The following is a 20492-nucleotide window of genomic DNA, read 5'->3' as shown; positions in this document are numbered from 1 at the left end:
CTAAAAACCTTTCTATGCCAGCAGATCGATGAGTTGATCCTTTGAAATGCCGACGAAGTATTTACTGAGGTCTACGTCCGCTAATGCATTACGCAGATCATCACGGTCATACTTAATTTCAGTGAGGCGGTCAGCTAGGGCAGTGACATCTTCTGGTCCGAAGAAATCGCCGTAAAATTTGATGTGCTTGATCTTCCCGTCTTCAACGTTTAGACGCGCGTCAATGGTCCCGTAGTCAAAGTGCTGTCGCTTTTTCACCGTAAATTCAGGCGAGTTACCGTAAACCCAGTCCCAATTATTGTAGTATTGTTCGTACAACTTGTCGATTTCTTTCTGATCTTCATCGGTGACGTTATATTCACGATCCTTGATTTCAGTCAAATCATCAACACCAAACAATTCTTTCAATAGGATGTCGCGGAATGTTGGGACATCGATGTCTTGGTACTCTGGCGCTAAGAATGGTCGTAAGTTGGTAACCCGTGAACGAACAGACTTAATCCCCTTGGAAGCGATCTTATCTTCTGGCACATTTAAAGCATGCGTCACTACGTCCAAATCGACATCTAACATTAAGGTTCCATGAGAAAAAGTCTTCCCATTGCGTGTATACATTGCATTACCTGAGAATTTCCGACCATCTACTAGAATATCATTGCGTCCAGACACCTCTACAGATTTGGCCCCCATTTTTTGCAAAGCGGTCACGATTGGTTGCGTAAAGGACTTAAAATCACCAAAGTCTTCACTATTGGAATCGACCACGAAGCTGAAACATAGGTTGCCCAAATCTTGGTAAACTGCGCCACCGCCAGAGAGTCTTCGGGTCACGCGAATATTATGTTCTTGGACGTATTTTTGATTGATTTCTTCCAATGTGTTTTGGTTGCGACCGACAATGATACAAGGTTCTTCATAGTAAAATAGCAATAAAGGTTCGTCAAAATTCTTGTTATTCATTAAATACTGCTCAGTAGCCAAATTTTCACCAATATTGTGTGACTTCATCGAAACATAATACATTGCGATTGATCCTCCTGATTAGTGGCATCTTGGTAAACGTCAATTTACTTGCGCTCAGATTTTATTTTATCCAACACAAGTTCTACTGTGATGTTAGCACTTTCTGAAAGCGGAAACAAACACTAATTTGACGCTGTTTATTAATTTTATTTCACAAACTTTGTCGCCTTGATTTCCAGGATGATACTGGCATTGCCTCCCTAACTTTGCAGTTATTTTCACGAGTGGGCGACTAAATCGCTTACAACGAGCCATAGAAAAGGTATAATAAATACCAAGCAAAAGTATTAGTTAATTGAGGAAAGGCGGCATGTAGTGATGCTACAACAATATAAAAACGTTCTCGCCCCGATCGATGGTTCAAAGGCCACTGAACCGGTTTTGGAAAAGGCGATTGAAGTCGCCAAACGTAACGAAACCCATCTTGATATTCTAAATGTTTTGGAGGTCAACCAATTTTCGGATAGCTATGGTGGCGCCGTGAGTGGTGATGTCATCTATCGTCTCGTTGAAGATGTGCAAAATCGCCTAGAAACATTAAAGAAACAGGCTGAGGATGCTGGTGTTAAAGACGTGGATATCCACGTTCGTTTCGGAAATCCTAAACCTGTTATCTCTAAAGAATTCCCTCACGACCATGGCAACGAGCTAATCGTCATGGGAACGACTGGATTAAACGCTGTCGAACGGTTAATGGTTGGTTCTGTAACCAACTATGTTAGTCGTAATGCTGATGTCGATGTCTTAATCGTTAAAGTTAATAATAAATAAATTCAACTTAATTAGCTGAACCCGCTACTCATTGTAGCTTGGGTTCAGTTTTTTTGTTTTCGATTAGAAGATACAACCTACTTAAGCTTAATTTCAGTTTCCGTTAAGCTCGCTTTATGAACCAGCGGCTATAGTAAGCCACCATCGAAAGAAAGGAAGTGGTGGCATGCGTCAGCACCTAAAACACTGGGATTGGTATTTTGTTCTAATTCTGGTTCTAGCCGTCTTTTTATACGGTTGGAACATCTGGCAGGCAGGATCAGCTAATGATTTTTACACCGCTGCAATCGTCAGTATGACAAAAAATTGGCATAACTTTTGGTATGCCAGCTTTGACCCAGCCGGTTTTATTACCGTTGATAAGCCGCCGGTGGCCCTCTGGTTTATGGCCGCCTCAGCCAAATTATTTGGCCTTCACGGATGGAGCATTGTGTTGCCTTCCGTCGCATTCGGTGTTGGATCAGTGGTATTAATTCGCCAGATGGTTCGACCATACTTTGGCCGGTTAGCCGGCAATTTAAGCGCATTCTTTATGACGATCACACCGATCGTCGTGGCCGATTCGCGAACAAACAACATGGATGCAACATTGATCTTTTTCCTGCTCTTAGCTGGTTTTACATTACAACGAGCCATACTGAAGCGCCGTGCTTGGCAAGTAACGGTCGCTTTTGCGCTGATCGGAATTGCCTTCAACATCAAGATGCTGCAAGCCTTCATGTTGTTGCCTGCAATGTATTTCTTTTATTGGATTGCCAGTACTGTCACTTGGCGAAAAAAGGTTGCCCATCTGATTGTTGCAACCATCGCACTAGCTGTCTTCACTTTATTTTGGCCACTAGCTGTCGACAACACTAGTACCAAAGATCGACCTTACATTGGGAGTTCATCAACGAATTCCGTCTTAAACTTAGCTTTTGGCTATAATGGCTCTCAACGATTACTCGGGCAGTCCACGGGAACCGGCAGTCGCTTTCCTGGCATGAGTGCATCAACTAAATCTGCTAATAAAGTCACCGGTAAATCAAAAATACTGCCAACTAAAACTAACCATGCCCCGAATGGTCAGCACTCAACTAGAAGACCCGGGCGCCAAGGTGTCGGCGGTGGTCAAGGTGCCTTTAATATTGGAACCGCTGGACCTTTCCGGTTATTCCAACAGGCCTTAGGTGAGCAAGTCAGCTGGTTCTTTCCACTAGCACTAACTGGCTTAATTAGTGCCTACTTATATGAAGCTGACCACAAGAAAAAATGGTGGCAAACTACGATTAACCAACAGCAGTTGTGGTACTGGACTGCTTGGCTAGTCCCCGTAGCAGGTTTCTTCAGTATCGCTAGTTTCTTTCACCCATATTATATGATCATGTTGGCCCCGCCGCTTGCTGTGCTAGCTGGAATCGGGGTGACAGTCTTCATTAAGGCATTAAAAAACCAACATCAACTTTGGCAACGCTACCTTTTTGCCAGTGGAATTCTCTCTACCGGTGCATTACAAAGCTGGTATGTTTACAGTGACTATCCGTGGTTGTCTTGGCTGATTGGCTTAGGGTCAATTGTAGCTACTATCGTGATCATTACTTCATTTAAAGCTGTAAAACGCACTAACATCGTCAGCCTGATGGCACTAATTCTCCTCGCCTTGGCACCTAGTTTTTGGTCCTTGACTCCCACTCTGGCCGCTGAATCAGCCGCAATTCCAACGGCCGGCCCTGATTTATTAACTAATGCCCGGAAAAGTGGTGGGATTGGCAACGAATCTGCCAATCAAAAGCTCATCAAGTATCTAGATCAGCATGATGGTAATGCCAAATACCTCTTTGCCACAAGCGATTCCGGTACAGCGGCGCCATATATCATTAAGACCGGCAAGGCTGTCATGGCTATTGGTGGATTTAATGGCACCGATAAGGCAATTTCACTTAAACATTTTAAGCAACTCGTTAAAAAAGGCGAAATCAAATATTTCTATGTTTCAGGTAGAAATAGTAACAGCGCCATCGTTAAATGGGTTCAGAAAAATGGAACCAAAATCAGCGCCAAAAAGTATGGTGGGCGTAATACCACCATGGCTAAATCTGCCGGTACTCGCGTTGCAGCACTGAGAGGCAAAGCAAGTACTGGTGCAACTCCGCCACAAGTCAAGTTGACTGGGCGCTTTAAGAGCGGTCGAGGTAAAAAAGACCTGAACCAAAAGCCTCGGAATGCCAATCAGAAACCCAATTGTTCCCATACCAGTCGAATTGGCGGCATGGGTGGAAATGCTGGAACGCTGTATAAATTGAATTAGAAAGGATGAGATGAAGATGACAACTCCCAAAAAAGAACTTATTTCAATCGTTCTCCCGGTCTTTAATGAAGAAGCCCTAATCATGAACACCATCCGCATGGTGAACGCATTCATTAAAAAACGCGCCGAGGCTTACGAAATCATCTTCGTTGACGACGGTTCCACCGACCATACGGCTGAAAAAATTCGTAAGGCAATGACCTTTCACCAAGAAATGCGTCTAATACGTTTTTCTCGCAATTTCGGGCATCAATTGGCTATTACTGCAGGGGTTCGTTATGCCAACGGCGATGCAGTGGTCGTTATGGACGCTGATTTGCAAGATCCGCCGGAAGTGATTGGACAAATGATTGACGTCTGGCATCATGGTGCCGATGTCGTATATGGTCAACGTGCACAACGAGAAGGTGAATCTTGGTTCAAACGTCTCACAGCCAAGGCCTTTTATCGTATCCTACACCAGCTGACAAGCATAGAGATTCCCATTGATACTGGTGATTTTCGCCTGATGGACCGTAAAGTCGTCAGCGTGTTGAATCGCATGAACGAACAGTCACCCTTTGTTCGGGGAATGGTCAGCTGGGTTGGCTTTAAACAAGTCTCCGTTACCTATACCAGACGCCCACGACAAGCGGGTGAATCCAAATATCCCCTTTCAAAAATGATTCGGCTTGCGCTTGATGGCATCACGTCATTTTCTGCATTACCTCTAAAATTTGCAAACTGGGCAGGCGGTGGCTTGCTCTTTATTGCGGCCGGTTTAACACTTTCTGGCACTTGGGGCACTGTTTCTAACACACAATGGCTGTTAGTCGTCGATCTCTTAATTGGCAGTCTATTATTATTTAGCATTGGCATTTTAGGTCAATATTTAAGTCGCATCTTCGAACAGTCTCGTGCACGTCCACGATATGTTGTCGAAGATACCGTTGGCTTCCCCGCCATACCAAAACAACGCTTCGTCACACATTCGGCTCATGTTAGTCAACTGCCTGAGCGTCATCAATACAGCTCACACAGTTAGCTTCAGCGCATCAATACAGCCACAATAAAAAGGGTTTCGATTACGCGGAAACCCTTTTTATTGTGGCTATTTAAATAGGCAGAATTGATTTTCAAACACGGTCAAACCAAACGTTGCCAATCTTCTGCCCACACGAGACCCATCACTTTTTCTCCCGTATGAACACCAATTGATGGTCCGATATGTGCAATTTCAAACTGCACATCCCCGGCAGTAGTCGTTAAATTATCGCTAGCTAAATCGCTCATCCACTCAGCGCTGCCTGCTGGATTATTACCATCAATAATAGCTGCCCGCACCGGATAATTTTCCTGGCTCAGTGTAGCAACAAAATCCTGCTTTACCCGTTGAAATGCACGCCGAGCAGTGCGCTCCTTAGTTAAGGCCACAATTTTGCCGTCTTCAAATGTCAAAATTGGTTTAATTCGTAACAGGTTACCCACGAAGGCTGAACTATTCGTAATTCGCCCGGTGCGCAATAAGTGACTCAAATCATCGACAACAAAGTAAACGTGAGTAGTCGCTCGCAGCCGTTCTAACACTGGCAAAATTTCAGCAGCGTGCTTGCCAGCTTTGGCCATCTTAGCAGCAACTAACGCCAACCATGCTTCGCCGGCACTCGCCATTTGCGAGTCAAACGGATACACTTTGATTTCTTTGACAGTAGGTACATAGGCCGTCAGGTTTTGTAAGAAAGTAGTGATCCCACTCGATAGATGAATACTAATCACTTCATCATAGCCTTCAGCGATCAATTGATCGAATACTTCCTGCATTTGCATCATCGTAACTTGGGCCGTGGATGGCATCATTTTTTCTTCGCGCATGCGTTGATAAAATTGCTCACTGGTGATATCCACATTTTCAAGATAAGTCTGGGTCCCAAAAATCACAGTAATTGGCACAACATATATGCCAGCAGCCTTAGCTACTTCCGGATCTAAATAACTGGCGCTATCGGTAATCACGGCTGTCTTCATCCTGCTACCTCTTCATCATCAAGTTCAGACCGTATTCATCCCGATCTATTGTTGTTTTCATCTTACCCGATTTAAAACTCATTTTCGAGCAACCTTGGTCGTTAAATTTTAATTATTAAACACCGCTGCTTATTTAAATTCACCATTCGGATCGTTCAAATAGCTTAGCTCGGACAGATTATGTTGATCAAAAACTTTTAAAAGTTTGTCTACACCATCCGCAAATTGGTGCTCGAATAGCTCATCACGACGCATCCAACTGACGGCACCTTCTGAAGAAGATTCCAGTTCACCAGAAAAAGAATCAGTTCTAAATAAAGCCACAATATAACGGCCATGTTCGCCCATAAATTCTTTAAGGCCGCAAAAAATCGGATTATGCACCGTTAACCCAGTTTCTTCCCAGACTTCCCGGACGGCCGAATCAACAAAGCTTTCTCCCGGCTTAATGTGCCCACCGGGAAAGGTCAGCCCCGGCCAATCTGGATTTCGACGATCCTCAACGAGAATCTGATTTGTTTCATTATCAGACACTAAGACTAAGTTTGTTAACTCCACTACTTCGGTTTTAGCCATTGTTTCTCCTCTCTGTCTTGCCAATAGACCCATTATCTGTTTTGAAGACATCGTACACAAGGCTTCTCAGAACTTTTGACTAGCCTAATGCACTTTAATTAATGTACGACTTAAAAATAACAAATCATTTAGCATAAGCTTAGGCCATCGCACTAGTTAATGTGGCAGGCCAATCACCAACAGAGTTATTCAGACATTTATCCACTACTAACCAGCAATCTCCGTCATTAAAAGTTTGCTCAGCTGATCGCGCGGCTGCTTAGCTTGAATTTGATTCACAATAAATATAAACGGCCAGTAAATTTTAACCTTATGAAATTTTGTTCAGTAAAATGCTAGGATCCGGTTTATTATTCGATGCTTCCTTAAGTTCCCGACTACGCAACTGGCAGAAATAAACTAATTAATAATGGCAACGCTAGTGCAACATTCCACACCAAGTGACCCAGTAACGAAATCCAGATATTTTTTGTCCAAGCGTATACACCAACTAGGACTAATCCGACAATGGCTAGCGAAATAATCGAAGATAATCCATCCCCGGAAATTGCGTGAACTGTGCCAAATAGTCCAGCACTAATCAACGCCATCAAGACCTGAACGATCCTCGACTGCCGCCTAAATTGAAAAAATAATTCGTAGCGAAAGATGACTTCTTCTGTAAATGGTGCTAAGACGGCCGTCACAAATCCAATGATCGAAGCCATCCGAATAACTATGGGCGATTGAGCAGCCGCGGCGCCTGGAACTAGCGTGCTAGCCAACCACTGACTGACGGCGAAGCCAATTAGGACGACTACCACTCCAATCATTGCCTGCCCACGTTGTTGCTTCAATCGATGCCAGTCGGTGGCTAACAAGCTTCGTTTAAACCAGATAACATTTGCAAATACAAAAATCGCAATCAGCGCGCCAATAATGGTTAATGCGACTTTTTCATTCACTAAAGCATGCTCCAAAACCAATCCCAGCAATACTTCACCGGTCATTAGCCCCATCAAATATACATCTTGGCGGCGCCAGATTTTCCTCATCGCTCTCACCTCTAAATAGATTATGCTAACTATAGCAGACCGGCTGATGATCGTCAGATAATAGTAATGCTCTCAAAAAGTCCCAGTAAAAAACGCGCGGGACATCATGTCGGTAAGTGACGAGCACTAAGGGCGAACTTAAAATGATGATTTGCTCATCGTTTGAAGTTCGCTTTTAAGTGGGGTCACTTGACTGATGTCCCGCGTGTTAGCGATTTAGATTGAAAATAAAATTTAGCTTTTGCTTTTGTCCGAACCTATTTAGGTCAAATTCTAATAACCAGTGAGATGAAGCCCATAAGCAATCAAATATAACGCCCAAATGTGGGTCGGATAGAAAATGTAGAAGAACCATTTGTCACTACGTCCCCGTTGCCCATTGTAGAGCGCGATTGGAATGATCGCACCAACCATCATCCATGAATAATTTGTACTAAACAGTCCTTGGAAATTAAAACCGGTGAAAATAATCGCAATAACGACTAGGCTCAAAATTTGGCCCATACGATTATTTCTGAATAAATAGAAGAAAATCGCTAATAGAACAAATAATGGACCACCTTCTGTGGTAAATAAGTTGGGAATGAACTGTGAAACCCGGGCTGCAGCAACTCGCATTGATTCAGGAACAAATAAAATTGCTGTACCAATTACTGACAGTAAAACTTCTAAACTTAAAATGCCAATGCCTTGCCAAATCAAATGCCGATTATGATCGCGCCGACCATCGGTAATTTTACTGATTCCTAGCATTGCAAACACGCCTAGAAACAGCGTGCCAAAAATATTATTCAGCAATCCTAAACGCCCACCATCTACGGGCAACCACATTTGTAATACGAAGCTGCCAAGGCTCATGATCCAAAAGCCAATCAGTAATCGCCATAAATAGCGTTTACGATCGTGTGTGTGAACGAAACCTTCCACAGATAGGAAAAGGAATAACGGCGCCACAATCCGTCCCAACATATTAAACCAAGTTGGAATACCCAGAGGCAGTAATTCTTCATGAATATGATCAAGTACCATCAAGAGAATTCCTAATACCTTGATGGAAAACCCATCCATTGATAACTTTCGTGCCTTCATTAATACTCTCCTTTACTTCATATGACTCAATGGCATTAATTTTACTTGTTTTATTATAGTAAATGACTAAAGTTTTTCTTAAGCCCTTAATCCCTTGGTATAATAGAATATAAATTAATTTTCGTCGGTCCTCACGACCGGCCTTAACGGAGGAATGTTATGTTAATCATCGGCGCTTCAATTCTCGCCGCCATCATTATCATTACGGGCATTATCCTGTTGCGTCACCCTAATTTCTGGGTCGGCGCTTTAATGGCTTTTGCAGTGGTTCTACTCAGTGCTGGCTTATTTTGGCAGGGCTTAGACTATGTCCTTAATTTGATCGCCGCCCGCTCCATGATCCTCGGCCTAAGCTTACTGTTTATTATTGTTCTTGCTTTAGCTGGTTTATTCTTTGGCTTCATTATTTATTTAATCCGCAATACTTCGATCATGTCCAGCCGCGAGGGTCGTAGCCTAACCAGTCGCTTATCAGCCATGCTAGGCGCCAATTTAATTATTTTAATGCCTGCCATGTGGTTAATGATTCGCGCTACGACCCGTTTAACCAAAATCCCCCTTGCCATTTTTGTCTGGGAAGATCTCTTCTTCTCGTCGCTCTTTTTATGTTACCTGATTTATTCCGCGCTAAATCAATTCTTTAATCGACCAACACAGATCGACTACTTAATTGTGCTAGGCGCTTGGTCTGGCAAAAAAGGACAGATTCCTCCTTTATTAAAGGGGCGTGTTGATGAAGCCGTGATTTATTATCGACGCAATGGCGGCCAGCCTAAATTCGTGGTAAGCGGTGGTCAAGGGCCTGATGAAACAATTTCCGAAGCGGCAGCAATGCGTGATTACCTACTAAGTTTAGGCATTTCCAATGAGCAGATTATTGTGGAAGATCAGTCACGCAACACCCTCCAAAACATGCAATTTTCTAAACGCTTGATCGAAGCTGATTGGCAAGGCGCTCAGCCGCCAAAGATCGTCTTTTCAACTAACAACTACCATGTTTTACGAGCTTTATTATATGCGCGAAAAGCCGGATTACCGGCAACCGGAGTCGGTTCACCTACTTCATTCTTCTTTCTCCCAAGCGCTTTAATTCGAGAATTTATCGCATTATTAAACTACTATCGTAAAACAACTATTGTAGTCGCCTTCCTCATTGCCATCATCATGACTTGGTCCTTTTGGCATGTTGCTTCATAAATAATGGAAAAGTCGCACAACAAGGAGAATTGTGCGACTTTTTTGTATCAAATTTTATAGATATTTATTGAAGAATTTTGTTAACTGTTCAACAGCTGGGTCAACGGCTTTGGGTTGGTCATACAAGTCATAGTGCGAAATTCCGTGGAGCACAAGAAGATCTTTTTGCGTTGAAGCCGCTTGATTATAAACGTCAAAACCAAAGCGATAGGAGCCGAAGCTACCTGGCTTGTCGCCGATAATCAGCTCTAGTGGTTGCGTTAAGAGTTTATCTACTAAGTTTAACGGATCGTAACCCAGTAGCAAGGCTAAACTCGTGTAGCGTACCTTATTAGGTGAAAATTCATCCGCACCTCGAGGCGTTTTATAGTAATCGACCGCTTCGACGATATCAATATCATCAATTCCAGCAGCTTCACGTTCTGCTTGACTGTTCGGGATCCATTGACCCATCATCGCTTCACCACCACGAGCCTCAATGGTCCGCTGTTGAGCAATATTATTCAATGTTTCAATCAACTGTTGATCGGGCCCGAAGGCTTCACGGTAAGCACCACCAGCGCTAGCAGCTGCGACCCCTGCCACCGCCTTAATTCGCTTATCAACCTTCGCCGCATTAATCGTGTAACCACCACCAGCGCAAATCCCTAATGCGCCAATTCGATCGCCATCAACATACGATAGCGTATCTAGGTAATCAATCGCGTACATGATGTCTTCCGTGCGGTTAGCCGGATCTTCAATGAAACGAGGTTCACCCTCGCTTTGGCCTTGATAAGCAGCGTCAAAAATCAAGGACAAGAAACCCTGCTCTGCTAATTTTGTGGCATAAATTGTTGAAGTTTGGTTCATGTCAGCACTAGTTGGGTGAGTGATCACTAAGGCCGGTACCGGCATTTTTTGAGCCGTATCTTGGTCAAAATCATCGGGAAAGACTAATTTTCCAGCTAAATTGAAATGACGGGCCTTAAATTGAACTGTTTGAAATTTTGCCATGTTTGGTAACTCCTTTACAAAAGCTTGAGCTAAATAACTTAACAACGAGACATAGTTTAGCCGGGGCTGCCAAAAATCAACACCACAAACTTGAAACAACTGTTACTTAAGTTACAATAGTTACCAAAATGTCTCGCACAGGAGGAAAATCATATGGATCCGCGCGCACAACGAACGCAATCCTTACTATTAGCGGCCCTAGCTCAACTGTTGACCACTCAAAATTTTGACCAACTGACGGTTACCGGCATTTGCCAAACTGCCAATGTCTCGCGAAAAGCGTTTTATACTTATTATGACGACAAATATGAACTCATCGACGCCTTCTCAAATCAACAACTTGAGCAACTGGATCAAGCCAGTCATAGCAATGATCAACTCTCCGCGGTGGAACGGTTGACGATTTGGGTCACCTATCTTGATCAACAACGAATGCTATTTGCCAAGCTATTGACGAGTGATGCTTCTTATTCATTTCGTCGAAAATTTGGCGCTTATTTACTAACGGGATTAGCGCATCACGAAAAGAACTCAATTGATCGCGTTACCTTGACGTTTCTGGCAGCCGGCTTTCTCGGCGTCATTGAAGGCTACATCACTGGGCAATTTACAGGCACTCCTCAAAGCATTGCCGTAAAACTGGATGCATTATCTCGTGACCAAATTACACTAACATAATGAACGATAGTCCACGTAAAGAGAACGGGACATAAGTCCGTAAGTGACGAGCACTAAGGGTGAACTACGAATGATGATGATTTATTCATCGTTGGCAGTTCGCTTTTAGGCGGAGTCGCTTGACTTATGTCCCGCATTTTGATGATTGAGCTTAAGAAATGACATTTAGTTCTTGTTCTTGTTTCAATCTCCACAATTAGTTTGGTAAAATTACCATCGATTTAATCTGGTCGTCGGCCAATGTGAAATTAAATGGACTCACCCCGTTGAAGCCGTTACCAGCCACTTTAATCATTAATCGCCATTGATCGGGTGCCAACGATTGGGCATCCTGTAACGTAAATTGAGATTGCTTGCCAATATTATCGGTTTGGTTCCAATGGGAAATTTCTTCCGTACCATGGTACTCGTTACCCCAATCATTGATGACCCCATCGGGTGTAAATAGCGCCACGAAAGCATCTGAGTCACCTTGATTGGTTGTATCAATAAACGCTTGTAACGGTGCGGGAATCTTTGCCATACCATCAGCTTCTTTCACAATTTGAATTACACTAATTCTAACACGATCGCACTTAACCAGCGACTGGTGTTAATCCCCGAACAAGAAATTCAGTGGCTTCCTGACTAAATTTCGCCAATTGTGCTTCACTCAACGACTGGTTCATCAAGACCGCTGGCAACATGTAACCCACTGCGGTACTCGCAATATATCGGGCAATGCGCATTGTAGGCCAGTCCACAACTTCACCTTGTTGTTTATAGTGATCCAAGACTGTCGTCAGCGCAGATACCACCTGATCTAGCTCCGGAATCAATATGGTTAATTCTTGCGAGTTTGTCCGTTTGGTTAGTTCTTGGAGGAAGACGCGAATTTGCTTACGATTCTCCAGCGCAAATTGCATCCGATTACCGATTGCTTGTTGCAAAAAATCGGCGAAATGTGGATACGAAGCATTCACCACGGCATCCGTAAATTCCGTAATCAATTGAGGAATTACCTCAGCCAAAAACGGGCTCATAATCGCCTTTAAAATATCATCCTTGGTCTTAAACCGTTTGTAAACCGTTCCTTCGGCTACTCCAGCAACTCGTGCAATATCAGTTGTTGTTGTTTGCTCGAAACCTTTTTCAGAAAATAAGGATAAGCTAGCCCGCAAGACCGCCTTTTGCTTTGAAGTTAAATCAGATTCATTGAAGCTCTCAGCCAATAATGTTTCAACACTGTGTTTAACTGCCATCATTCTCGCTCCTAAACTTGACGATACTTACGCATTGCTAGTAGGTTCAAGATCAAGAACAATACCATGAACCCTAACAAAACCAACAGATTTGGGGCCACCTGACCGATTGTCGCGCCTTTTTCAATTACATTACTCATGGAATTAGCCCCATAGTACAATGGCATGATGTAGGCGATCGGTCGCAACCAACTTTCCATTTGATCAATCGGGATAATCCCGGAGAAGAAGACCTGTGGAATGACAACAACCGGGATAAATTGGACCATCTGAAATTCTGAGGAGGCAAAAGTTGAAATCAATAGCCCCAGGGTCAGTGCAATCCCCGCTAGTAAAATATTAATCACCAGCATCGTCCAAACACTGCCCAAAATTTGAATCTTGAATGCCAGCACACTGAAACTTACGATTAGAATCGTTTGAACAAGTGCAAATAACCCATAACCAGATAGATAACCCGTCAGGATCTCACCCCGTTTAACAGGCGTTGCTAGCAACCGATACAGCGTGCCTGTCGTCCGTTCACGCAATAGCGCAATCCCAGAAATCAAAAAGACAAAGAAGAAAACCACAAAACCAATCATGATTGGCAATAGTGTATTGAAGAACGTTGAATTACTACTACCATATAGATAGTGGGTGTGTAGCTTCGTGGTTTTAGCGGCCTGCCCTGGTTGCATAGTGGTCAAGCCATTCGCTTGCGGTTGCGCATTCGGATCAATTTGTTTCTGTAATTGAGCAAGCTGCTGACTCATCTGTTGCATCGCTTTGCCTTGCGTCTTAATGGTCGTTGCCGCCGCTTCCATCTTTAATTTAACTTCAGCACCTTGTAAGCTATTCTTCAAAATCGCGCTCTTGCTCTGGTCGCTATTCTGTAAAGTCAACGTGAGTTTGTCACCTGATTGAGAAAGGACCCCCGCATAATCGTGTTTGCGGATAACTGTCTTAGCTGATTCGTCATTTTTTAAATCATGTAACTGCACATGTTTACTTTTCATCGCAGTAATTAAACTGCTATCTACGTTGCGGACGCCTAAGTCAGCAACCGTGTTCGAATTGGACTGAAACAAAAAATACATTAAGGTCAAAATCAATAAGGGTGCCACAAACATCAATGCTAGGGTCCGTTTATCACGAATCATTTCTAATAAAACACGTTTAATCATTGCTAGTGTGCGCATCTTGTTCCCTCCCAGCTTTCAAAAAGGCTTCTTCAACCGTATCTACACCATATGATTTAATCAATTCCTGTGGCGTGCCTTGAGCAATGGCTTCACCATTACGAATCATCATCAAGGCATCAGCCTCTTCCGCATCTTCCATCACATGAGTGGTCAATAGGATTGTAATACCGGTTTTGGCCAACCGATGCAATTCTTGCCAAATTTGTTGGCGCAATTCTGGATCAATACCCACAGTGGGTTCGTCTAAAATCAATAGCTCTGGACTTGAAATCAGCGCGATTGCAAGCGATAACCGACGTTTCATCCCACCAGAGTAATCGTCGACGCGTTTATCCAAATCACGCTGCAGATTAACTACTTCGGCGGCATGCGGGATTTGGCGCTTTAATTCATCTGGATTAACGCCCTGCATCGCCCCAAAAAAGTTCAAATTCTCGCGAGCCGTCAAAGCGCCATACAATGCATCAGTTTGGGCCATGTAACCAATCTTAGCTAATAACAAGCGGTTGGGCATTGAGACTTGTCTAAAACCGTCACGGTGCCTTTCTGCGGCTTTAGCATCCCCATAATTGTGCTAACTAAGGTTGTCTTTCCGGCGCCGCTGGGACCGATTAAAGCGAGAATCTGACCAGCGTTAACGTCTAGATTAATATCTTTCAAAATGACTGTTTTGCCATAACCTTGTTGCAGGTCATGAACCTGAATGACTGCTGCCATGTCGTTGCCTCCATTTTTTAAAAGTGAGTGTTTGCTCACTCATAATATACGACGACCTGTCTCGATTTGCAACCCTGCTGCCTCTATTTTCCTATAAAAATCTCTCTGCATCTGACTGATAGTGGGATAACTTATGATCAATTTGTTGCAACTGTACTCGCTTGGCCTCGATTTGTTGAACGACTTTGGCCCGTTGCTGTTTAAGTAACTCGATTCGTGCCGGCAGCGTACTGATTCCTTGATCAACCAACTGCCGATAATGAGCTAAATCAGCCAGCGACATGCCTGTCTGACGTAAATAAGCAACAAATTTTGTCCAATGAACCGCTTCGTCATCGTATAAACGATTGCCGTGCGGGTCTCTAGCAGTCGGCAACACAATTTTTTTAGTTTCATAAAAACGAATGGTCCGGATTGACAATCCAGTCTCCGCTGCCAGTTGTCCAATTAACATCATCTTAATCGCCTCAAATCATTTGACCTCTAGTTACGTTAGAGGTATACAGTGAGCTTACAATATAAGCCATAAGGAGATCAATTTAATGACACGCCAATTAACATTAATTACCGGTGCTGACCGGGGAATGGGCTTTGAACTTGCATTAGAACTAGGACACTTAGGCCAGCATATTCTAGTTGCCGCCCGCAATGCTGACAAAGGCAATGCGGCAGTCGCTCAGCTGCGTGACAAGGGAATTGAAGCCGACTCGCTTGAATTAGACGTCACCGATGCAAAAAGTATTCACCAAGCCGCGACAACAGTAACACAGCAGTACGGTCACTTAGACATCTTAATCAACAATGCTGGGATCGCGCTTGATAACTACGAAAAACCCTCAACTTTACCAATCGACACCATCAGAAAAGACTTCGACGTCAATTTCTTCGGCGTGGTCATGGTGACCCAAGCATTCATTCCATTATTGCGCCAAGCCCCCTTCGCTAAAATCTTGAATATCTCTAGCGCCGTTGGTTCACTAACGCTAGCTTCAGATCCAACAACCAGTATTTATCAACACAGCGCCATGGGCTATCAGGCTTCTAAAACAGCGGTCAACATGTTCACGGTGGATTTAGCTAACGAATTAAAAACCACCAACATTACTGTCAACGCCGTTAATCCCGGCTGGGTCGATACAACATTTGCCGGTGGTGGCGGCAACAAGACCGTTCAAGAAGGCGTCGCCCGCACCGTGGCTTTGGCCAGCAGTCCAGATAATACGATCAATGGGACTTTCTCTGATACAGATGGGCTAGTCCCGTGGTGATCATTGACCTGCTACATGTTAAAAGATGTATGTAAAAAAACGTTTAGCCCAACATATGACCGACCTTGACTTTTGCGCCAGGCTGGTCATATTTTCAGGTTAAACGTTTTTTATTGGCGACACGCTAATTAATCATCAATTTGCTTAGCATCAGATTTCAAACTAGTCAGCAAGGCGTCTAACAATGCGACGGAATCGTCAAACCGAACGGTGTAGTAGCGTTCGCGACCACGTTTGTCCGCATTAACTAATTTAGCGCCCATCAGCAATTTTAAATGATAAGAAACAGCTGGTTGCGTTAATTTCAATCGGCCTGTAATCTCTGAGACGGTCTGTTCACCGTTGTCGAACAGATTCAACAAAATTTCCTGCCGCGTTTTGTCGGCCAAAACACTAAATACCGGGATGGCATCTTCCAATAAATGCATGGTTCGTTCACTCACAATCATCACTACCTTTCACTACAACTCATTAACTTCTTTATCCTACAACAGCAGAGGAACAATTTAGTGACAGCTATATGCCAAGAGACGAATGGTGGGACTGGCACGGCAACAACATTCATTTAGACACTTTCCGTAATGCTAATGCTAAAGTCAAAGTTGTGATGCTACACGGTGTCGGCACCAACGGTCGGCAAATTTCCATGATCATGGGTGGGCCACTGTACAAACTGTCCAACCACGAAATCGAAACCATCTGCATCGACATGCCAACTTATGGTTTAACTCAAGTTAATCAAAAGACACCAATCACTTACAACGACTGGATTCAGGTCGGTAGCGACTACATTGACCATGAACTAGCCCGTGACAATCGGCCGATCTTTATTTATGGCCTGAGTGCTGGCGGAATGGAAACTTACGACGTCGCTGCCAAAAATGGTAAGGTTCGCGGCATTATCGGCATGACGTTTCTTGATCAACGCAATCAAGACGTCCAATACACCACCACGCGCAATTGGTTCATGGGCCACATCACGACACCAATGTTGCCAGGTTTTGTTAGCTTAGGTCTGGGCCGGATGAAAGTTCGGATGAGCACTGCCTCCAAAATGAGCGCCCTCTGCAATAACCCTGAAGCCCAAGCAGCATTTATGCGCGACAAGACAAGCGCTGCTAACAGTTCCTCATTGGCCTTTCTCAATTCCTACATGCATCACAACCTAATTGTCGAAGCAACCGACTTCGATGTTTGCCCAATCCTCCTCACCCAACCTGCCGAAGATCGTTGGACCCCATATCGCTTGAGTCAACACCATTTGGAACAAGTGAAAAAAGTCCCAGTCGAAGTCAAAATGTTGCGTCACGGTGGCCATTACCCAGTTGAACCAACCGCCCTTGATGACCTGCACTCAGCCGCATTAGCCTTCATCAATAAATATGCGGCCAAAGAAATGAACGCTTAATTCACCGTTAATTAAATATGAAAAAAAGAAGGACCCGCGAGAAATCGCGAGCCCTTCTTTGCGTCATTCATTCAAAAATCATGATTCATGACGATGTTTCTTCGTACCAAGCAAACCTAGTGCAGCCAACATACCAGTCAGCCCAATCAAAACAACCGCATCGTTTGAAGGCGCCTCCGTTGCCGGTAAACCTGAGTGCCGATTTGGCGCTGGCTTCGTGCCCTTCGTCTGAGCATTGAAGTTGCCGGTAACCGTATCAGCGATCATTTGACTAGCTCCAAAGTTCGGCGCTTTGCCCTGACCATTTGTTACCAAATTACTGTTGCTGTTATCCGAGTTTGAGTTGCCCGTGTTGTTCGAACCACTGTTACTGTTATCCGAGTTCGAGTTGCCCGTGTTGTTCGAACCACTGTTACTGTTGCCCGAGTTCGAGTTGCCCGTGTTGTTCGAACCGCTGTTGCCCGAGTTCGAGTTGCCCGTGTTGTTTGAACCGCTGTTACTGTTACCCGAGTTCGAGTTGCCCGTGTTGTTACCATCACTTCCCTTAATTGTCACAGTGAAGCTGGCTGTTACCGGATCACTCCAAGCAACCGTAATTGTGTAAACCCCCGGTACATTAACATTAACCGAACCTGTCCACTCGATGACATTATCAGGAATTACATCATCAAATTGGTCGGCAGATTCAACGTACTTATAGGTAATTTGTCCAGGATCAACAATTGAACCATTCATCCGTTTTACTACCGTCACATTATCAGAAACTTGCCAACCAGAATCTAATGGAATTTCGCTGTTTTTGACAAGAACTTGCGCTTGATTCTCCAGCCAAGTAACGGTCGTCGTCTGGGTAACATAATCACCAATCCCATGATCAGCTTTGTTTCCCCAAGCAAATTCAACCACCATAGATCCCACTTTATTCTCGGATCCAGAGAGAACACGATATTCGACCACATTGGCATCAATTTTGGCATCAAATTCATCTTGTACTTCTTTGAGTTGAATGCCATTTAAATCAACTTTATTTCCATGATCATCAATCAATTCGAGCACGTTCAGCTTAGGATTCCAAACACCATTATTCGTGTAAACAGCTGAAGGTGCGACCGTTAGAATCGGAGTCGTCAAACCATTCCCGATTAGATTATCACCATGATTATCGTTACCAGTGTTGTTATTACCGACATTCCCATCACCATGGTTATTGTTACCAGTATTGTTTGATCCAGTGTTGTTGTTACCAGTGTTGTTTGAACCTGAGTTCGAATTACCTGTGTTGGAATCACCAGTGTTATTCGAGCCGCTGTTACTGTTCCCAGTATTACTGTCACCAGTGTTGTTTGAACCTGAGTTCGAATTACCTGTGTTGGAATCACCAGTGTTATTCGAGCCAGAGTTCGAGTTACCCGTGTTGCTGTCGCCGGTGTTGTTCGAACCACTGTTCGAGTTACCCGTGTTGCTGTCACCAGTGTTATTCGAGCCAGAGTTACTGTTCCCAGTGTTGCTATCACCGGTGTTATTCGAGCCGGAGTTCGAGTTACCTGTGTTGCTGTCACCAGTGTTATTCGAGCCAGAGTTACTGTTCCCAGTGTTACTATCACCGGTGTTATTCGAGCCGGAGTTCAAGTTACCCGTGTTGCTGTCACCAGTGTTATTTGAACCTGAGTTACTGTTCCCAGTGTTGCTATCACCGGTGTTATTCGAGCCGGAGTTCGAGTTACCCGTGTTGCTGTCACCAGTATTGTTCGAACCACTGTTCGAATTACCACTGTTTGAGTTCCCGGTGTTGTTGTTACCAGTGTTATTCGAGCCGCTGTTACTGTTCCCAGTATTACTGTCACCGGTGTTGTTTGAACCCGAGTTCGAATTCCCAGTGTTGGAATCACCAGTGTTGTTTGAACCCGAGTTCGAATTACCTGTGTTGGAATCACCAGTGTTATTCGAGCCAGAGTTACTGTTCCCAGTGTTGCTGTCACCAGTGTTATTTGAACCTGAGTTCGAATTACCTGTGTTGCTATCACCAGTGTTGTTTGAACCCGAGTTCGAATTCCCAGTGTTGGAATCACCAGTGTTATTCGAGCCACTGTTCGAGTTACCCGTGTTGCTGTCACCGGTGTTGTTTGAACCTGAGTTCGAATTACCTGTGTTGGAATCACCAGTGTTATTCGAGCCAGAGTTACTGTTCCCAGTGTTGCTGTCACCAGTGTTATTTGAACCTGAGTTACTGTTCCCAGTGTTGCTATCACCAGTGTTATTTGAACCTGAGTTACTGTTCCCAGTGTTGCTATCACCAGTGTTATTCGAGCCACTGTTCGAGTTACCACTGTTGGAATCACCAGTGTTATTCGAGCCAGAGTTACTGTTCCCAGTATTGCTGTCACCGGTGTTGTTTGAACCCGAGTTCGAATTCCCAGTGTTGGAATCACCAGTGTTATTCGAGCCACTGTTCGAGTTACCCGTGTTGCTGTCACCGGTGTTGTTTGAACCTGAGTTCGAATTACCTGTGTTGCTATCACCAGTGTTATTCGAGCCAGAGTTACTGTTCCCAGTATTACTGTCACCGGTGTTGTTTGAACCCGAGTTCGAGTTACCAGTATTGCTGTCGCCGGTGTTGTTTGAACCTGAGTTCGAATTACCTGTGTTGCTATCACCAGTGTTATTCGAGCCAGAGTTACTGTTCCCAGTGTTGCTGTCACCAGTGTTATTTGAACCTGAGTTACTGTTCCCAGTGTTGCTATCACCAGTGTTATTCGAGCCACTGTTCGAGTTACCACTGTTGGAGTTTCCAGTGTTGTTGTTACCAGTGTTATTTGAACCTGAGTTACTGTTCCCAGTGTTGCTATCACCGGTGTTATTCGAGCCGGAGTTCGAGTTACCTGTGTTGCTGTCACCAGTGTTATTTGAACCTGAGTTCGAGTTACCGGTGTTGCTATCACCAGTATTGTTTGAACCTGAGTTCGAATTACCTGTGTTGCTATCACCAGTGTTATACGAGCCGCTGTTACTGTTCCCAGTA

Annotated in this window: 19 protein-coding genes and 2 pseudogenes; 7 read left to right on the top strand and 14 right to left on the bottom strand. The window is 44.1% G+C overall.

What is annotated here, in order from left to right; genetic code table 11:
• Positions 1–12: 12 nt before the first annotated feature.
• Positions 13–1023, bottom strand: coding sequence for a lipoate--protein ligase (locus ACKTR2_RS09360; RefSeq protein WP_407884779.1), 1011 nt, complete (start codon positions 1021–1023; stop codon positions 13–15).
• 318 nt (positions 1024–1341) lie between these two features.
• Between ACKTR2_RS09360 and ACKTR2_RS09355 the strand changes: the two genes are divergently transcribed.
• From ACKTR2_RS09355 to ACKTR2_RS09345, 3 genes are all read left to right on the top strand, one after another.
• Positions 1342–1794, top strand: coding sequence for a universal stress protein (locus ACKTR2_RS09355; protein ID WP_407884777.1), 453 nt, complete (start codon positions 1342–1344; stop codon positions 1792–1794).
• A 166-nt stretch (positions 1795–1960) separates the two neighbouring features.
• A complete protein-coding gene (locus ACKTR2_RS09350; protein ID WP_407884775.1) occupies positions 1961–4081 on the top strand; it encodes an ArnT family glycosyltransferase in 2121 nt (706 codons plus the stop codon).
• Between the two features lie 16 nt (positions 4082–4097).
• Positions 4098–5105: a glycosyltransferase family 2 protein gene (locus tag ACKTR2_RS09345; RefSeq protein ID WP_407884773.1), complete on the top strand. Its 1008-nt coding sequence runs from the start codon at positions 4098–4100 to the stop codon at positions 5103–5105.
• 101 nt (positions 5106–5206) lie between these two features.
• On the opposite strand, the gene ACKTR2_RS09340 is transcribed toward ACKTR2_RS09345, so the two are convergent.
• The 4 genes from ACKTR2_RS09340 to ACKTR2_RS09325 all read right to left on the bottom strand — a co-directional run bounded on the left by ACKTR2_RS09340 (position 5207) and on the right by ACKTR2_RS09325 (position 8784).
• Complete coding sequence (locus ACKTR2_RS09340; RefSeq protein WP_407884771.1) at positions 5207–6085, bottom strand: DegV family protein; 879 nt, start codon at positions 6083–6085, stop codon at positions 5207–5209.
• 129 nt (positions 6086–6214) lie between these two features.
• Entirely contained in the window at positions 6215–6712 is a 498-nt protein-coding gene (locus ACKTR2_RS09335; RefSeq protein WP_407884769.1) for an 8-oxo-dGTP diphosphatase, read from the bottom strand.
• A 326-nt stretch (positions 6713–7038) separates the two neighbouring features.
• Positions 7039–7695: a CPBP family intramembrane glutamic endopeptidase gene (locus ACKTR2_RS09330; protein WP_407884767.1), complete on the bottom strand. Its 657-nt coding sequence runs from the start codon at positions 7693–7695 to the stop codon at positions 7039–7041.
• 273 nt (positions 7696–7968) lie between these two features.
• Complete coding sequence (locus tag ACKTR2_RS09325; RefSeq protein WP_407884765.1) at positions 7969–8784, bottom strand: TraX family protein; 816 nt, start codon at positions 8782–8784, stop codon at positions 7969–7971.
• 159 nt (positions 8785–8943) lie between these two features.
• Here ACKTR2_RS09325 and ACKTR2_RS09320 point away from each other — a divergent pair, with 159 nt between their 5' ends.
• Entirely contained in the window at positions 8944–9981 is a 1038-nt protein-coding gene (locus ACKTR2_RS09320; RefSeq protein WP_407884764.1) for a YdcF family protein, read from the top strand.
• 54 nt (positions 9982–10035) lie between these two features.
• Here the strand turns inward: ACKTR2_RS09320 and ACKTR2_RS09315 are convergent, their stop codons facing one another.
• A complete protein-coding gene (locus tag ACKTR2_RS09315; protein ID WP_407884762.1) occupies positions 10036–10977 on the bottom strand; it encodes an alpha/beta hydrolase in 942 nt (313 codons plus the stop codon).
• Positions 10978–11130: 153 nt separating this feature from the next.
• On the opposite strand from ACKTR2_RS09315, the gene ACKTR2_RS09310 reads away from it, so the two are divergent.
• Positions 11131–11655 (top strand): TetR/AcrR family transcriptional regulator, encoded by a 525-nt coding sequence (locus ACKTR2_RS09310; RefSeq protein ID WP_407884760.1) that lies wholly within the window; start codon positions 11131–11133, stop codon positions 11653–11655.
• Between the two features lie 196 nt (positions 11656–11851).
• On the opposite strand, the gene ACKTR2_RS09305 is transcribed toward ACKTR2_RS09310, so the two are convergent.
• The 5 genes and pseudogenes from ACKTR2_RS09305 to ACKTR2_RS09285 form a co-directional block, all read right to left on the bottom strand.
• Positions 11852–12178 carry a nuclear transport factor 2 family protein gene (locus ACKTR2_RS09305; protein WP_407884758.1) on the bottom strand — a complete coding sequence of 109 codons (327 nt, stop codon included), beginning with the start codon at positions 12176–12178 and terminating at the stop codon, positions 11852–11854.
• A 52-nt stretch (positions 12179–12230) separates the two neighbouring features.
• Positions 12231–12896: a TetR/AcrR family transcriptional regulator gene (locus tag ACKTR2_RS09300; protein WP_407884756.1), complete on the bottom strand. Its 666-nt coding sequence runs from the start codon at positions 12894–12896 to the stop codon at positions 12231–12233.
• Between the two features lie 11 nt (positions 12897–12907).
• Complete coding sequence (locus ACKTR2_RS09295) at positions 12908–14077, bottom strand: ABC transporter permease (RefSeq protein ID WP_407884753.1); 1170 nt, start codon at positions 14075–14077, stop codon at positions 12908–12910.
• Positions 14055–14797 (bottom strand): annotated as a pseudogene (locus tag ACKTR2_RS09290) (ABC transporter ATP-binding protein). The gene ACKTR2_RS09295 and the pseudogene ACKTR2_RS09290 overlap by 23 nt, the downstream one beginning before the upstream one ends.
• 91 nt (positions 14798–14888) lie before the next feature.
• The gene (locus tag ACKTR2_RS09285; protein WP_407884751.1) at positions 14889–15254 is read right to left on the bottom strand and encodes a MerR family transcriptional regulator; all 366 of its coding nucleotides are present in this window, start codon (positions 15252–15254) and stop codon (positions 14889–14891) included.
• An 85-nt stretch (positions 15255–15339) separates the two neighbouring features.
• Between ACKTR2_RS09285 and ACKTR2_RS09280 the strand changes: the two genes are divergently transcribed.
• Positions 15340–16065, top strand: coding sequence for an SDR family oxidoreductase (locus tag ACKTR2_RS09280; RefSeq protein WP_407884749.1), 726 nt, complete (start codon positions 15340–15342; stop codon positions 16063–16065).
• A 128-nt stretch (positions 16066–16193) separates the two neighbouring features.
• Here the strand turns inward: ACKTR2_RS09280 and ACKTR2_RS09275 are convergent, their stop codons facing one another.
• Positions 16194–16508: an ArsR/SmtB family transcription factor gene (locus tag ACKTR2_RS09275; protein ID WP_407884747.1), complete on the bottom strand. Its 315-nt coding sequence runs from the start codon at positions 16506–16508 to the stop codon at positions 16194–16196.
• A 77-nt stretch (positions 16509–16585) separates the two neighbouring features.
• On the opposite strand from ACKTR2_RS09275, the gene ACKTR2_RS09270 reads away from it, so the two are divergent.
• Positions 16586–17473 carry an alpha/beta fold hydrolase gene (locus ACKTR2_RS09270; RefSeq protein WP_407884745.1) on the top strand — a complete coding sequence of 296 codons (888 nt, stop codon included), beginning with the start codon at positions 16586–16588 and terminating at the stop codon, positions 17471–17473.
• Positions 17474–17551: 78 nt separating this feature from the next.
• Here the strand turns inward: ACKTR2_RS09270 and ACKTR2_RS09265 are convergent, their stop codons facing one another.
• Both ACKTR2_RS09265 and ACKTR2_RS09260 read right to left on the bottom strand, forming a co-directional pair.
• Positions 17552–18604, bottom strand: coding sequence for a bacterial Ig-like domain-containing protein (locus ACKTR2_RS09265; RefSeq protein WP_407884902.1), 1053 nt, complete (start codon positions 18602–18604; stop codon positions 17552–17554).
• Positions 18605–19051: 447 nt separating this feature from the next.
• A pseudogene (locus tag ACKTR2_RS09260) lies at positions 19052–19102 on the bottom strand (hypothetical protein); the annotation flags it as partial.
• Between the last annotated feature and the right edge of the window lie 1390 nt (positions 19103–20492).

The sequence above is a fragment of the Furfurilactobacillus curtus genome, from assembly GCF_045862785.1.
In the GTDB taxonomy this organism is placed as follows: domain Bacteria; phylum Bacillota; class Bacilli; order Lactobacillales; family Lactobacillaceae; genus Furfurilactobacillus; species Furfurilactobacillus curtus.
The sequence above is the reverse complement of the archived record's forward strand: the minus strand, read 5'-3'. Positions and strand labels throughout refer to the sequence as shown.